The organism is Alicyclobacillus hesperidum subsp. aegles (assembly GCF_027923525.1).
GTDB lineage: Bacteria > Bacillota > Bacilli > Alicyclobacillales > Alicyclobacillaceae > Alicyclobacillus > Alicyclobacillus aegles.
On the sequence record NZ_BSBJ01000068.1, the window covers coordinates 101,118 to 115,260 of the forward strand.

The window sequence follows — 14,143 nt, forward strand, 5'->3', positions numbered from 1 at the left end:
GGTGACAACATGGCACAAGTTAAAGTCGGTGTGATTGGTTGTGGCGTGATCAGTGAAATCTATTTAAAAAATTGTCAGACGTTTGGGATGGACGTCGTCGCCTGTGCCGATATTGATTTGGAGCGCGCGCAAAGCAGAGCGGCTCAGTTTGGTGTGCCGAAGGCGTGCTCGGTCGACGAGTTGTTGAATGATCCCGAGATCGAGATTGTCATCAATTTGACGATCCCAAACGCCCATGCGGACATTGCTCGTCGGGCCCTGCTTGCAGGCAAGCATGTGCACTCGGAAAAGCCGTTGGCCTTGAATACCGAGGAAGGCAAGGCCTTGGTCGAACTTGCAAACAGCCGTGGTCTACGCATCGGTGCGGCTCCGGACACGTTTTTGGGCAGTCACCTTCAGACGGCGCGCAAAGTGCTTGACGATGGCTGGATTGGACGCCCCATAGCCGCGACGGCATTTATGATGAGCCATGGGCCTGAGCGTTGGCATCCCAACCCTGACTTCTTTTATCAGCCTGGGGGCGGCCCGATGTTCGATATGGGACCGTACTATTTGACAGCGCTCGTACACCTGTTGGGGCCCGTGCGGCAGTTGACCGGGATTGCGCAGACGACGTTTGCGGAGCGCGTGATCACTGGCCCAAATCGATTTGGCGAACGCATTCCCGTGTCAACTCCAACGCATGTGACGGGATTGTTGCAGTTTGAACAAGGTGCGGTCGGGACGATTGTCACCTCGTTTGACGTGTGGCACTCGGAGTTGCCGAGAATTGAGATTTACGGGACGGAAGGCACGCTCTCGGTGCCTGATCCGAACTACTTTGGCGGCGCCTTGCGCGTGCGTCGTCAAGGTGCTGAAGAGTGGACCGAGGTTGCGCCTTTGTTCGGATTTTCGGAGAACCGTCGTGGCTTAGCGGTTGCCGACATGGCACATGCGGTCAAAACAGGGCGGCCGCATCGGGCAAACGGCGAACTTGCCTTGCATGTACTTGAAATTATGGAGGGCATCCACGTGTCGTCCACGAGCGGACGCCATTACGAGATGACTACGCGTTGCGAACGCCCCATGCCATGGCCCGTCGGATTTGACGAAGATGGCATACGTCTGTCATTCTTTCATCGCTAATTGCGAATTGCGTGCGCGTCCGAAAAGGGGGGAAGCATCCCCTTTTCGGAACGCCGCATTATGACTCGCTCGGATCATATTCGTCGTATTCTAGTTTGACGACGCGGGTCGCTTCGCCGCGTGCAATTTCGGCTCGGGTTGCATCGCGATTCAAGCCTTCCACACCGTCAAGTCCCGGTGCCAGTTTGGTTTCATCCCCTGACTTTCTATCCACGTGTGGTTTACGAGTTTCGTCTGCCATCTACCCACCTCCTGTTTCGGCGTGGTACGCTCATCAACGTTAACGTTCTGCAAACTTCGGCCATGTTATCCCTTGGAAAGGATGCACGTTGGATGAAAACCATTGGGCTTGACCTAGGCACCACGTCGATTGGCGCTTGTGTCTGGGATTCGGATCTTGAAAGGGTTATAGAGCTTGAAACGCAAGTGCATGGAGCTACTCTCTCTGCCCGCGAGCCATTTGCCAAGTTGCAAGACGCAAGGGGTATTGCCAAGCTGGCAGAGGCCATCGTCGATCGACTCGTGGCGCGCTATGATGACATCGAAGCCATCGGTATAACGGGGCAAATGCACGGTATCGTCTATGTCGACGAACAAGGCGAGATGGTCAGCCCATTGTACACGTGGCAAGACGGACGCGCCGGCGCAAGCTATCGAGACGGCATGACTTATAGTGCAGCACTTTCGGCAGCGTTGGGACAAACTGTACCAACGGGTTATGGGTTGGCTACACATTTTTATCATGTTGTGCAGGGGCAAGTGCCACGCACGGCCGCCAAACTATGCACGCTTGCAGATGCCGTTGCTTTGCTGCTGACGAGAACGGCGAGTCCTATTCTCGATCCATCGATGGCGGCGAGTCTCGGCGGTTTTGACGTGATGGCGTTGTCGTTTCGCGACGCGGCATTGGAGCGCGCAGGGATCGATTGCTCGATATTGCCCAGATGCTCGAACGTGGGGCGGCCCCTGGGTCATTTTCGCGGGATTCCGGTCTACCCGGCGATTGGCGATAACCAAGCGAGCTATTTCGGCGCGGTGGGTAATCGTGATCACTGCGTGTTAATCAATGTTGGAACGGGTGCGCAGCTATCTGTTCGAGTAGACGTCGGGGAAACCGCTCCGGGCTGGGAATGGCGTCCATTTCCTGGCGGGGGTGGGCTGCTGGTTGGTGCCACTTTGGCCGGAGGTCAGGCATATGCGCTTTTGGCGTCGTATTTTCGCCAAGTCATTGATATGTTTGGCTTTCAGCCGCCTGCATCGCTTTATGCCGCCATGGACAAGGCTTTGACGATTGCGGAACAAGCGGGAAGAACGGAGAGTACACTTCGTTTGCGGCCGACCTTTTATGGCACGCGAGACGATGAGGCAGAGAAAGCGCGGATGGACAACCTGACGGCGGATAACTTCACGCCTGTCGACTTTATGATCGCGACGCTGGATGGCGTTGTCGAGGAACTGTACGGTTACTGGGCCGCGCTTCCACAGAACATACGAAGCAGAGTATGGCGGATTGTGGGGGCAGGCAACGGATTACGCAATAACCCACACCTGGCTCGGCGAGTTGAACGTCGGTTTGGTATGCGCTTATTGTGGTCGCAAGAACGTGAGGAGGCCGCCGTTGGCGCGGCTCGCCATGCGTCAGCAGCGGCGAGCCGTCGACATGCGAACGGGGCAGGGTGAACCCTGCTTGGAAATTTATCGAGATGCGTAAAACGACCGGATGATGTCTTCGGCAGGTTTCCCATACATGCAGTAATCCCGATTGTGCGCAGCTTCCTCGCGTGGGTAGAGGCGACTTGGCCAATCCCACAACATGAATCCATAGAACCAAGACTCGTTTTCCATGGCGTCAAACATCGTCCGATAGAACTGGGCCTGTTCTTCGAGATCGACAGCGCCTGGATGTGTCCAATCGTAAGGCTTTTGTGCCGAGCCTTTGCGGCTTGGACAGCCAACTTCCATGAAGAACACGGGTTTGCCCACGCTTTGGGCGAATGCGCGCAGGACAGGAACTCGCTCTTTCCACTCGGTTTCCGGATAATAGGCGCTCGTGGAGACGAGATCGACCGCGTCCCACCAAGTAACCTTCTCCTCTTGATGGTGATTGCAATTATATGTGATGGGGCCGTGATAAACTTCCCGCACGCGCTCGATGAGTGACCGCCACTCGTTGGCTCTGCGATCCGCCGCCACCATTTCGCAGCCGATGCAGAACATCTCACATGCTGTCGTCTCCGCAATGTGCGCATAGTGCAGGATAAACTCGCTATAACTGGCGAACCAAGCGCTCCACGACGGCTCGTTACTTTGTGCATCGTCTGGAAAATCAATATGAGCGCGCCAAGTGCCATCCGCGCAGTTGACGACCGGCTTCAGACAAACTTTAAGCCCCATTGCGTGTGCTCGTTCAATGGCGACGGTCACTTCTTTGTCGCTGACCATCGGCGGCTCGTTAAAGCGAATGGTGGTCGCGTGCGGATCGGACTGTAGACCTTGAAATGCGATGGCCGTCCAATTGATCCCGAGTTTCGCCATTTCGCGCATCGAGTGTTCCGCTTCGGGTGTGTCCCAAGTATCAGCGTGACCGACCCATCCCCACGTCATTCCCTTGATATATGCAAAAGACATTGACGCACGGCCCTTTCTACGAGGTTGATGGACTTCGTTATACGACGCAAGCCGACATGGTTCAGACTGTTGGCAATCAGTCGTTCTCTAGCAGTTCCAGGATCACTTTCAAGTCGCGTTCTGCATCGATGTACGCATAGCGGCCACCTGTGTATTCGCCGCGTTGAAGTACAGGCATGCCGCGGTCTTCCAAACGCTTGACAACCTGCTTCATGCCGTTTACCAAAAAGGCAATATGGTGGGGACCTTCGCCGTTGCGGTCAAGGCACTCGCGCCAAGTACTAGGGTTGTGGTCTGGCTCGATGAGTTCCAACTGCAGCCCACCAAGGTTGAAGAATGCGAGTTTTGCGCGTGCTTCGGTCGGTTGGCCTAAGTACTCTGTCTTCGCTATATCCGCCGTATCCGTCCAGTTCCAGGTCGGTACCTCCACGCCAAGCATCTCGGCATAAGCCTTGCTGGTGGCTTCAATGTCGTGTACGAGAATTCCGATTTGGGCAATGACTTTCGTCCCCAAGATCCCTTGATCCACTAGTTATCCTCCTATAGTTTGCCTTAGACGTCAGAGAATCGAGGTGCCTTTGATCGTAAGCGCTTTCCATGGCGTCCATGTCACCTATTCCTATTTTAACACGATCACGCGTTAGCTTGGGGTTTGCCGGCTGGATTTATAAACAAGCCTGTAAAAGGGAATGTTTACATATGCTGTCCGTGTTCTCACCTGAACATGGGTCGGTGTCGCGGTTTGCGATCCGCAAATCCTTTCCGCAACTCCAGGAGGACTTATGATTCTTACAGATACAGAGTTGCAAGTGCGTGCACACGAGTTTGCCTTGACCGATGAAATCGACCGCTCGCGCAACAAGGGCGCACAGCTATGGCCAGACGTACGTCGTCACGTCGCCCAACTGCGGTCATTCGCATCCTTGCTCGAGCAGAAGCGCTCAGCATGTGCGCAACCCGCTGAAGATTGGCTGCTCGATCACGTCGCTTTCATTGAGATGCAGGCACAGGTAGCGGAGCGCGAATGGCCCCGTAAGACGCTATGTCGATTGCCGCATCTACATGGAGCTGGGCGGCTGCGCGTATTGGCTCTGTGCGACGATTACTTAGATTGTGTCGATGGGCGTTACGACGAACACACCTTTGTCGTCTACATTCAGGCCTTTCAGGAAGTAGCCGTTTTGACAGCCGTTGAATGCGCAACCTTGCCCAACGCTTTGCGCGTCGCAATCATCGAAAGACTAGCAGCCAGTATGGCGGAAGTCAGGCGACGACATGAAGTGTGTCATGACATTGAGCGCTTGTTGGATGACGTGGGGAAAACCGGGCCTGACGAGCAAAAAGTTCGTCGTCTCCTGGAGCGCCGCACGGGGGGCAGGCCACTCTCCCCTGTCGAGCTTGTTCATTTTGTGCATCATTTGAGCGAGTGGGAACCAGATATTCAAGTCGTGCGCGATTGGTTGACCTTACATATCGAAAACAACGCAGAGAGTCTGGAACGCATTGTTTCTTTGGAACATCAGCTACAAGCTGAACTGCAGGTTCGCTGCGGAAATTTGGTGCAAAGTTTGCACCGCCTCGAACGCCTTGCATGGCGATCCATTTTCTCGCGTATTTGTCGCGTCGATCAGATTTTTATGTGCGATCCGACAGGCGATTATCCTCGCCTAGATGCCAATAGCCAGGATGTGTTGCGCGATCGTGTCGTACGCCTGGCGGAACGACTTCGCATCCCGGAAGCGCTGATCGCTGAAACATCCGTGCGCCTTGCCGAAGGGCGCGCAAATAGCCAAGGCCTGGCGGATCGAGAAGCGTTTTTTGGGCATTATCTCGTGGATGCTCACGGACTCGCAATGCTTCGCCGCGCATTGGCACAGCACATCAAGCCGCGGCGACTGCCGGAATTAGCAGCAAGGCAACGGCCACTCTTGTCTTACCTCGCAGGCGCAGGCGTTTTGTTCATTGCACTGCTTGCCGTTATATCCAATTGGTTGACAGGCGGCTTCTCGCTGCCTATTGCGTCCATTTGTGCAGTCATTGCGGCACTCTTGTTGCCGGTCAGCGAGTGGGTTGTCGTATTGGTGCACGAGGTCATTGTGCGCTGTGTTCGACCCGTACCTTTGTTGCGATACGACTTTTCCGAAGGCCTGCCCGAAGAAGCTCGAACTATGGTCGTGATGCCCGTCATATGGTCGAGTGTCGAGGACGTCGACGATGCGGTGAACCAGCTACTCGTGCACCACTTGGCCAACCGTGGGGATTATATCCATTTTGCGATCCTCGCCGATTATCCGGACGCTTCGTCGCGGACGTGCGAAACGGATCGCGAACTATTGGAACGTGCCATAGAACGAATTGCGGCGTTGCAAAAGGAATACGGGCAGCATCGTTTTTATTTGTTCCATCGCGATCGCACATGGAATCCTGTCGACCGCGTGTACATGGGTTGGGAGCGCAAGCGCGGCAAGCTTGTGGAGTTTGTTGAGCTGTTGCGAGGCAAACGGGACACAAATTTCACGACCGTTTTGGGCGATACATCCATACTCGCAGCTGTGCGCTACGTGTTTACGGTCGATCTCGACACCAAGTTACCCATTGGGGTCGTCAACCGCATGGTAGGTACCATCCATTTGCCGTACAACCGCCCTCGACTCAATCGCGATGGCACCCGCGTCGAAGCGGGTTACGGCGTATTGCAACCGGCGGTGAGCGTGAGCCATGCGTCGACACAAAGATCGCGTTTTGCCGCCCTTTGGTCCGGTGAAACTGGCATCGATCCGTACGCTTTTGCGGTGGCAAATCCATATCAGGATTGGTTCGGTCAAGCACTGTTCGTCGGCAAGGGCGTGTTTGCCGTCGACGCGTTTTACCACGCGCTTGTCGACCGCATTCCGGACAATCGCGTACTGAGTCACGACATTCTGGAAGGCGGCTTTTTGCGCGCTGGACTCGTCGCCGACATCGAAGTCGTCGAGGATCAGCCGGCGACCGTGTATGCACACCAACGGCGTGCGCATCGCTGGATTCGTGGCGATTGGCAACTGTTGTATTGGTTGCGTCGCATCTGCCGCGATCGCGGTGGCCAGCGTCGCAAAGTCGATTTGTGTGGGCTGACTCGCTGGCAAATTGTCGATCACGCACGCCGTAGTTTACTGCCGCCGGCCTTGTTTGCCGTGTTGTGGCTCGCGGTTGGAGGCGTGTTGCCCGGCCCGGCGTGGGCATGGGGTGGCGTCGTATTGGTATCGCTGTTTGCACCATTTCTTCGCGGACTGGAGGCAACCGTGACAAGTGCTCCGCCCAATTGGCGGCCAGCGGCGTTTACCTGCGGGCAAAACCTCGTACAGTTTGCACTGTTGCCGTGGACGACCGCGGTGAACATCGACGCCGTCGCGCGCGCACTCTATCGCATGTGTATCAGTCGTCGCAAGCTGCTCGAGTGGGTTCCTTCTGCCCACATGGAGCGTGGGCGATGGCGCGGCCACACACTGTTGTATGCGCCGGTCGGGTATGGGTTGACGGTACTTTGCTGCGTAACCGCACTTTGGCAACCCACGCTGGGCCGATTGACATTGGCCGTGGTTTTGCTGTGTGCGTGGCTTCCCGGGCATCTACTCGCCGCCTGGCTTAGCCGCAAGCCGCAAATTGACCAGCGTTCAGAGCGCATCGCAGAGCATGCCGACGAGTTGCGTGAGTTGGCCAAAGAAATCTGGTCGTTTTATGAGCGCTACGTGACGGCAGACGACAATTGGCTGCCTCCAGATAACGTTCAATTTGAGCCAGTCGAGCGCATTGCGCATCGCACGTCGCCCACCAACATCGGGCTGTACCTGATGTGTGTCGTCGCTGCACGCGATCTGCAGTTCATCGACACCGGGACCATGGTCGGTCGGCTGGAATCCGCATTACATGCGATTGCATCTTTGGAGACGTGGCACGGTCACCTGTACAACTGGTACGACACGCAGAGCAAGGCTCCCTTGCCGCCCCGCTACGTGTCGACCGTCGATTCCGGCAACTTCGTGGCAAGCTTGATTGTCGTCTATCAGGCGCTCGCCGAATGGGCGGAGTCGGAAGCCGTTTTTCGCGAACGATTACACGCTTTGCGCAAAGCGGTTTGGCGGATCGTCGAAGACACCGATTTTCGCCCGCTCTACAGTCCGGCGGAACGACTTTTTGCACTTGGCTTTCACGTCGATCGCAACGAAAGAGAGTCCATCCTGTACGACCTGCTCGCATCCGAGGCTCGGCAGGCGAGCTTTGTCGCGATCGCGCTAGGGCAGATACCGGTCTCGCATTGGTTCACACTCAGTCGCACGATGACGATGGCCAATGGGTGGCGTACGTTGTTGTCGTGGTCGGGAACCATGTTTGAGTACCTCATGCCGAGCCTCATTATGCGGCATGATCGCAACACGATTTGGGCGTACACCTATCAAGGGGTCATTCGCCGCCAGCAGTCGTACGCAGATGCGCGCAGAGTACCTCTTGGCATATCGGAAAGCGGGTATTATGCGTTCGACTATCAATTGAACTACCAATATCGGGCCTTTGGTGTGCCTGGTTTGGGACTGGATAGGGGATTGGAGCGGCAGTTGGTGGTGGCGCCATATGCTGCGCTTCTCGCGTTGCCGTTAGCGCCTGAGGCAAGCCTGCAATCCTTACGGCAGTTCGCCAAGCTTGGTGCAAAAGGCGCCTACGGCTACTATGAGGCGGTCGATTTTACGCCAGAGCGCATGCCCCCTGGGCGGACATTCGAAGTGATTCAAAGCTTTATGGCGCATCACCAAGGCATGGGCATGCTCGCCATCACAAACGCATTGCTGGATGATGTGATGATCCGGCGGTTCCACGCGGTGCCCGAAGTACAAGCAACCGATTATATTCTGCAGGAGAGGATACCGCGCAAGGTGGCGTTGCTGGAACGGCCAACCAATTCCGTGTACCTGCCGAATTTCGATCAGCCGCTGCAAGATGGTGAACGCCGACTTACGGAAGCAGATGGCTGGGAAGTCAACGCTTTGGCAAATGGATCGCTGGCGGTCGTGACGACGGCGCGCGGAGAGAGCAGCTTGCGTTGGCGGGGGATCGCCGTGACGCGCTGGCGAGAAGACCGTCATCTGCAACTGAGCGGACCGGTAATGTATATCCACGATGTCGACAGCGAGCTCGCCTGGAGTGCGACCGCCTATCCGGCTGTCATCGGCGGTCCCATCGACGTGTGTTTCCGCCCGGATAAGTCGCAATTTCGGCGCTGTGTCGCAGACATCGAAAGCAAGCTGGACGTCGTGATCGCACCCGAACAGGATGTCGAATTGCGCCGCCTCGAATTAAAAAATACGAGTGAGCGGCCGCGCACCTTGGAAGTGACGTCGTTCGTCGAGTTGTGCCTTGCTGATCCAGCCGCGGATTTGGCTCATCCAGCCTTCGCGAAACTATTTGTCGAGACCGGACACGATGAGCAAACAGGCTTTTTGTTTGCCAAGCGCCGCCGTCGTTCGGACAAGGATGACGAGGTGTGGGCTGTTCATACCTTGTATGCGGTGGAACGCGAGGGTGAGCCGTATGAGTTCGAGACGGATCGGGCAGCGTTCATCGGTCGCGGCAATGGGCTCGACACACCGCAAGGGCTCGCCGGGCGGCTCGCTGGGACGACCGGCTCGGTGGCGGATCCCGCATTCGTCATCCGCCGTCGCCTGCATCTTGGACCAGGGGAAAGCGCCGTGCTCTACGCGCTGACGAGTGTCGCCAACGCGCGCGAGCATGCATTTGCTGCGGCCTCGGCGTTGCGGGAGGCGCGCCAGGCCGAGCGTGCATTCCAACTCGCCTGGGTGCGTGCGCAAATCGACTTGCGTCACGCGCATCTTTCGGTCAAGCAGAGTATTGACGCCCAGCGAATTGCGGCACACTTGCTGCGGCCAAGCGCATTACCTGCTGCACGCAAGCGCGCCATCGAGGCGAATCCGTTGGGTCAGTCAGCCCTCTGGGCTCACGGCTTAGGCGGTGACGTTCCCATTCTGGCGGTCAGCTTTACATCGCCTGCCGATTTGTCGTTTGTCGTCCTCGTGGCTCGCATGCACCAGTATTTGTGCAGACAAGGTATAGCGGTCGATCTCGCCGTGATCGACGAGACGAAAGGTGGCTATCATGATGCGTTGGTCGATCAAATTCGCGATGCACTCGCTCGCCGCGGCATCGCGCCACTTACGCGGGTAGCATTTTTGAAGTCGGAGCAGTTGTCGAGCGCAGAGCGTACGCTATTGGCTGCCGTGGTCAGGGTTTGGCTGCGCGCAGGCGGACCGAGCGTGGCGGCGCAGTTGCGCGAACTCGTGCCGGATGGAAAAACGGAACGCCTGGACGGAAAACCGCTGTCTTTGCGCGAACGGCGCAAGGAGTTGTCACACCATGTCGACGGCGAATTTGCGAACGGGTATGGCGCGTTTGTCGACGGCGGCACGGCCTACCAAATCCGCGTACAGCCAGGGGCGCATTTGGTGCGTCCATGGACGAACGTGATCGCCAATCCTCACTTCGGATGCTTGATCACGGAACTGGGGACAGGCTACACCTGGTGGCGCAATAGCCGCGAGTGTAAGTTGACGCCATGGAATAACGATCCCGTGTTGGACCCGCCCGGAGAGTGTCTGTACATTCGCGATCTCGACACAGGGCAGCTGCTGTCCGCAACGCCAAAGCCAGCGGGCAATCAGCTTACATATACGGTGACGCACCGCTTTGGTGGGACGAGATTTGCTGCTACAGCCGATAGTATTGAATGGACGTTTGATATTGGCGTTCCAACAAGCGATCCAGTCAAATTGATGCGCCTCGTGGTGCGTAACACAAGCAAACAAACGAGGCGACTGGCCATCAGCTACTATGCGGAATGGGTGCTGGGCGTAACACGCGAGGGGCAGACTTCGTTCGTGGTCAGTGATTGGGACGAGGAAAGTGCGACACTTGTCGCCCGCAACACGTACCAAGAGGCATTTCGCAGCGCGATCGCGTTCCTGCATATGGCGGGTGAACACTTAGGCGAACCGGAGTGGACGGCCGATCGCGACAGGTTCTTTGGGGACGCCGGTTCGTTTGCACGCCCCGCCGGCCTCGTTGAACGACACTTCTCGGCGAAGGGTGGCGCCGTACCCAATGCCTGCGGCGTTGTTAAGCGCGAGATCGAAATACAGCCTGGAGGCGAAGCGACGATTATCGTTCTTTTAGGCTGCGCGGAATCAGTGGACGAGGTGCGTAACCTGGTGCGGACATATCGCGATCCGCTGGCGTGTGCAGAGGCCTTTGCGGAAACAGCGGCGCTTTGGCAGGAGACATTGGGTAAAGTGCAAGTGGCGACGCCGGATAGATCGTTTGACATTCTGATGAACGGGTGGCTCTTGTACCAAGCTCTGGCGTGCCGCTTATGGGCGCGCACGGCGTTTTACCAAGCGGGAGGCGCATTCGGCTTTCGCGACCAATTGCAAGACGCCTTATCCCTCCTACATGCGGATCCGTCGTATCTGCGGGCGCAAATCGTTCTTAATGCTGGCCATCAGTATGAAGCGGGCGACGTGCAACATTGGTGGCACGAAGAAACGGGTAAAGGAATTCGCACGAAGTTTGCGGACGATTTGCTGTGGCTACCGTATGCGGTCTCGCGTTATGTGGAGCACACCGGGGACAATTCCATCCTCGCCGTGCGCGTTCCGTTTCTCACGAGTCGACCGCTCGCCGAAGATGAGTTGGAACGGTATGAGGACACGGTGGTCGGTGATACGTCAGGTACGATTGCCGAACACTGTCTGCGTGCCGTCCTGCGGGCACTGCGCTTTGGTGAACATGGGTTGCCGCTCATCGGCATCGGCGACTGGAATGATGGACTCAGTCGTGTCGGTGCCAAGGGACGCGGAGAAAGTGTATGGCTTGCGTGGTTTTTGATCGACGTGATCAACCGCATGCTCGATTTGCACGACCCTGTGTTTACCGCGGATATTCGCTCGCGCCTGCGGAACGCGCGCGATCAATTGGCCCACAATGTCAACGAACACGCGTGGGATGGCGTGTGGTATCGCCGAGCTTTCACCGATGCTGGCAGGTGGCTCGGATCCATCGTGGACAGGGAATGCAGAATCGATGCCATCGCCCAATCTTGGTCTGTCATCTCAGGTGCGGCGCCGCCAGAGCGTCAACAGCGAGCGATGCGGTCGTTCGACCGCGAATTGGTCGATAGGAGCTTGCAGGTTGCGCGACTTTTGACCCCGGCGTTTGATACGACAGATCCGAGTCCAGGTTATATCCAGGGATACCCGCCTGGCATTCGCGAGAATGGCGGCCAATATACCCATGGCGTAATCTGGAGCATTGTTGCCTGGGCGAGGTTGGGTCGAAGCGATAAGGCGTACGAGTTGTTTACGATGCTTAATCCAATCCACCACACGAAGACCAGGCGTGAGGTCGAAACATACGGCAACGAGCCATATGTCATGACGGCCGATATCTACACCGCAAGCCCGCATCCGGGGCGCGCGGGGTGGTCGTGGTACACGGGGGCGGCCGGTTGGATGTATCAAGCTGGCCTGGAGGCTATCTTGGGGGTTGTTCGCCGGGCGGATCGGCTGTATATACGCCCTTGTGTGCCGCCTGAGTGGGATGAGTTTACAATCGCGTATCGATACCATAGTGCGACGTACCGAATTCGGGTGCGGTGTGAGGCGGGCGTTGAGGCGCATGTGGCGGCTGGTCTATGGACTTTGGATGGACAGAGTCTGGCCACGGATTACTTGGTGCTTGCCGACGATGGTCGCGAGCACGATGTGTCATTGATTATTGGGGTGGAGCCAGAACAAGAGACAGGCACCGGCTCTCTGTAATGACGAACGGCGACGCGAGTGCCTTGGCACAAAGGATCGACCGCTTGACACAGGCGGCGAAGGGTGTTACTATGCTTTTCGCCGCTGTGATGGCGGCGCTCATCTTGCCAAACTACGCGTTGTGGGGTTCCTCAAAGATGAGTTGGATCACCAACATCTTCTAGTGGACAACCAACGTCCTGCGTAGTATAGTAGTCGATGCCGCTGCGGACGGCGCCCTACGGCAACGCCCGGTGGCCAGTCGGTCAAGATGCTGAGCTCGCCAGAGAGTGAGCGATGCAAAACTTACCGGTTGACGATGAAGTGTGAGATGTGATATATTGATTGGGCTGCCTCGAACGGCAGCGTCGCTCCTTGAAAACTAAACACACACCACGCCAGTTCATCTGTCTCGCGTATGCGGGATAGTGAGATTTCATTGAGAGTTTGATCCTGGCTCAGGACGAACGCTGGCGGCGTGCCTAATACATGCAAGTCGTGCGGACATCTTCGGATGTCAGCGGCGGACGGGTGAGTAACACGTGGGCAATCTGCCTTTCAGACCGGAATAACACTCGGAAACGGGTGCTAATGCCGGATAGGTCACGAGGAGGCATCTTCTTGTGAGGAAAGCTGCAAATGCAGCGCTGAAAGAGGAGCCCGCGGCGCATTAGCTAGTTGGTGAGGTAACGGCTCACCAAGGCGACGATGCGTAGCCGACCTGAGAGGGTGACCGGCCACACTGGGACTGAGACACGGCCCAGACTCCTACGGGAGGCAGCAGTAGGGAATCTTCCGCAATGGGCGAAAGCCTGACGGAGCAACGCCGCGTGAGCGAAGAAGGCCTTCGGGTTGTAAAGCTCTGTTGCTCGGGGAGAGCGATAAGGAGAGTGGAAAGCTCCTTAGGAGACGGTACCGAGTGAGGAAGCCCCGGCAAACTACGTGCCAGCAGCCGCGGTAATACGTAGGGGGCAAGCGTTGTCCGGAATCACTGGGCGTAAAGCGTGCGTAGGCGGTTGTGTAAGTCTGGAGTGAAAGTCCATGGCTCAACCATGGGATGGCTTTGGAAACTGTATGACTTGAGTGCTGGAGAGGCAAGGGGAATTCCACGTGTAGCGGTGAAATGCGTAGATATGTGGAGGAATACCAGTGGCGAAGGCGCCTTGCTGGACAGTGACTGACGCTGAGGCACGAAAGCGTGGGGAGCAAACAGGATTAGATACCCTGGTAGTCCACGCCGTAAACGATGAGTGCTAGGTGTTGGGGGGATACACCTCAGTGCCGAAGGAAACCCAATAAGCACTCCGCCTGGGGAGTACGGTCGCAAGACTGAAACTCAAAGGAATTGACGGGGGCCCGCACAAGCAGTGGAGCATGTGGTTTAATTCGAAGCAACGCGAAGAACCTTACCAGGGTTTGACATCCCTCTGACGGGTGCAGAGATGTACCTTCCCTTCGGGGCAGAGGAGACAGGTGGTGCATGGTTGTCGTCAGCTCGTGTCGTGAGATGTTGGGTTAAGTCCCGCAACGAGCGCAACCCTTGACCTGTG

Annotated in this window: 6 protein-coding genes and 1 rRNA gene; 4 read left to right on the forward strand and 3 right to left on the reverse strand. The window is 56.8% G+C overall.

Features of this window, described 5'->3' with window-relative positions:
- Positions 1 to 9 precede the first annotated feature (9 nt).
- Positions 10 to 1,125, forward strand: a complete 1,116-nt coding sequence (locus QMF38_RS12320) for a Gfo/Idh/MocA family protein (RefSeq protein ID WP_058094987.1) — start codon at positions 10 to 12, stop codon at positions 1,123 to 1,125.
- Between the two features lie 58 nt (positions 1,126 to 1,183).
- Here the strand turns inward: QMF38_RS12320 and QMF38_RS12325 are convergent, their stop codons facing one another.
- A complete protein-coding gene (locus QMF38_RS12325; RefSeq protein ID WP_058094986.1) occupies positions 1,184 to 1,366 on the reverse strand; it encodes a hypothetical protein in 183 nt (60 codons plus the stop codon).
- Positions 1,367 to 1,458: 92 nt separating this feature from the next.
- Here QMF38_RS12325 and QMF38_RS12330 point away from each other — a divergent pair, with 92 nt between their 5' ends.
- Entirely contained in the window at positions 1,459 to 2,805 is a 1,347-nt protein-coding gene (locus QMF38_RS12330) for a sedoheptulokinase (protein WP_058094985.1), read from the forward strand.
- A 15-nt stretch (positions 2,806 to 2,820) separates the two neighbouring features.
- On the opposite strand, the gene QMF38_RS12335 is transcribed toward QMF38_RS12330, so the two are convergent.
- Together QMF38_RS12335 and QMF38_RS12340 are read right to left on the reverse strand one after the other, a co-directional pair.
- Positions 2,821 to 3,753 (reverse strand): glycoside hydrolase family 113, encoded by a 933-nt coding sequence (locus tag QMF38_RS12335; protein WP_058094984.1) that lies wholly within the window; start codon positions 3,751 to 3,753, stop codon positions 2,821 to 2,823.
- 76 nt (positions 3,754 to 3,829) lie between these two features.
- Entirely contained in the window at positions 3,830 to 4,282 is a 453-nt protein-coding gene (locus tag QMF38_RS12340; protein WP_058094983.1) for a VOC family protein, read from the reverse strand.
- 253 nt (positions 4,283 to 4,535) lie between these two features.
- Here QMF38_RS12340 and QMF38_RS12345 point away from each other — a divergent pair, with 253 nt between their 5' ends.
- Positions 4,536 to 12,614: a GH36-type glycosyl hydrolase domain-containing protein gene (locus tag QMF38_RS12345; RefSeq protein ID WP_281759618.1), complete on the forward strand. Its 8,079-nt coding sequence runs from the start codon at positions 4,536 to 4,538 to the stop codon at positions 12,612 to 12,614.
- Between the two features lie 414 nt (positions 12,615 to 13,028).
- A 16S ribosomal RNA gene (locus QMF38_RS12350) occupies positions 13,029 to 14,143 on the forward strand; the annotation flags it as partial.

Excerpts from the sequence above, each read along its gene's own strand:
- QMF38_RS12320 (WP_058094987.1), top strand. The coding sequence starts at position 10 with ATGGCACAAGTTAAAGTCGGTGTGATTGGTTGTGGCGTGATCAGTGAA.
- QMF38_RS12345 (WP_281759618.1), top strand. The coding sequence starts at position 4,536 with ATGATTCTTACAGATACAGAGTTGCAAGTGCGTGCACACGAGTTTGCC.
- QMF38_RS12335 (WP_058094984.1), bottom strand. The coding sequence starts at position 3,753 with ATGTCTTTTGCATATATCAAGGGAATGACGTGGGGATGGGTCGGTCAC.
- QMF38_RS12330 (WP_058094985.1), top strand. The coding sequence starts at position 1,459 with ATGAAAACCATTGGGCTTGACCTAGGCACCACGTCGATTGGCGCTTGT.
- QMF38_RS12325 (WP_058094986.1), bottom strand. The coding sequence starts at position 1,366 with ATGGCAGACGAAACTCGTAAACCACACGTGGATAGAAAGTCAGGGGAT.